The following is a 2,015-nucleotide window of genomic DNA, read 5'->3' on the forward strand; positions in this document are numbered from 1 at the left end:
CTCCCCGACTACATGATCCCCACCACGATCATGAACCTCGACACCCTCCCCACCAACATCAACGGCAAACTCGACCGCACCGCACTCCCCGAGCCCGAAGCCAGCGCCGTCCCGGCGGGCCGCGCGCCCCGGGGCACCCGGGAGACCCTGCTCGCCGGGGTCTTCGCGGAGGTCCTGGAGCTGGACGCGGTGGGCGCGGAGGACGACTTCTTCCGGCTCGGCGGGCACTCGCTGCTCGCCACCCGGGTGGTGGCCCGGGTACGGGCCGCCGGGATCGCCTGTTCCGTGCGGGATGTGTTCGAGGCGCGTACGGTCGCCGGGCTGGCGGCCCGGCTGGGCGGAGACGCCGACGCCGAACGGCCCGCGCTGACCGCGTCCGGCGCACGGCCCGAGCGGCTCCCGCTCTCGTACGCCCAGCGCCGGCTGTGGTTCCTGGACCAGATGGAGGGGCGCGGCAGCACCTACAACGTGCCGTTCGCGGTACGGCTGCGCGGGGCGCTGGACGTGTCCGCGCTGGAGCGCGCCGTACACGATGTGATCACCCGTCATGAGACGCTGCGCACCCTGGTCGCGGAGCACGAGGGCGAGCCCTTCCAGCGGGTGCTGGACCCCGAGGAGGCCCGGGTCCCGTTCACGGTGGCCGAGGCGGCGGAGGAGTCGCTCGCGGAGCGGGCGGCGGACTTCTGCGGTCAGGGCTTCGACCTGGCGGCGGACCTTCCGCTGCGGGTGACACTGCTGCGCACCGCCGAGCAGGACCACACCCTGGTCCTCCTCCTGCACCACATCGCCACCGACGAATGGTCGACCGGTCCCCTTCTCGCCGATCTGGACACCGCCTACCGGGCCAGAACGGCGGGCCGCGCACCGGAGTTCGGACCGCTGCCCGTGCAGTACGCCGACTACGCGCTCTGGCAGCGCGAGCTCCTCGACGACACTCCACTCGCCGCCCGCCAGACCGAGCACTGGCGCACCGCGCTGGCCGGGCTCCCCGACGAGCTGAACCTCCCCGCCGACCGGCCCCGGCCCGGCGACCCCGGCCACGAGGGCGACACGGTGGAGGCGGACCTGTCACCGGAGCTGGTGGCGGCGCTGGACGAGCTGGTCCAGGAGACCGGCGCGACGATGTTCATGGTGGTGCACGCGGCGGTGGCGGCCCTGCTGCACCGGCTCGGCGCGGGCGACGACATCCCCCTCGGCAGCCCGGTCGCGGGCCGGGGAGAGACCGCCCTCGACGAACTGGTCGGCTTCTTCGTCAACACCGTCGTACTGCGCGCCGACCTCTCCGGCGACCCCACCTTCGCCGAACTGCTGGAGCGGATCCGCGCCACCGACCTCGCCGCGCTGGACCACACCGATCTGCCCTTCGACAGCGTGGTGGAGGCGGTCAACCCGGAGCGCTCGCTCACCCGCCACCCGCTCTTCCAGACGATGGTGGCGTACGAGGGCGGCGGCCCCGACCTCACCCGGCTCCTGGGCGCGGAGGCGGAGGAGCTGCGGATTCTGGCCGGGGCGGCCAAGTTCGACCTGGACGTCCTCTTCCGGCGTACACGGCCCGGGGGCGAGACGGGAAGCGCCGGGATGGTCTGCGGGATCCGCTACTCGACGGATCTCTTCGACCGGGCGACGGTGGAGACGCTCGCGGAGCGGCTGCTGCGGCTGCTGGAGCGGGCCGTGGCCGACCCCGGCCGACCCGTCGCCGACCTCGCCGTCCTCGACGCCGCCGAGCACGCGCGGCTCGCCGTCTGGAACGACACCCGGCGGACCGTCCCGGACGCAGGCATCGTCCGTGTCCTCGCCGATCAGGCCGCCGCCACCCCCGACGCCCTCGCCGTCGTCGCCGGAGACGTCCGCCTCACCTTCGCCGAACTCCTCGCCCGCACCAACCGACTGGCCCGCCGGCTCACCCGGGACGGAGTCCGGCCCGACGACATCGTCGCCCTGGCGATACCCCGGTCCGCCGACGCCGTCGTCGCCACCTTCGCCGTCCTCACCGCCGGCGCCGCCTACCTCCCCCT

1 protein-coding gene is annotated in these 2,015 nt (G+C 74.1%); it reads left to right on the forward strand.

Going from position 1 to position 2,015, the window contains the following annotated elements:
* Positions 1-2,015, forward strand: a 2,015-nt coding sequence (locus tag ACF089_RS35885) for a condensation domain-containing protein (RefSeq protein ID WP_392036428.1), incomplete at both ends; no start/stop codon positions are given.

It is taken from the genome of Streptomyces sp. NPDC014894, from assembly GCF_043080985.1.
Classification (GTDB): Bacteria; Actinomycetota; Actinomycetes; order Streptomycetales; family Streptomycetaceae; genus Streptomyces.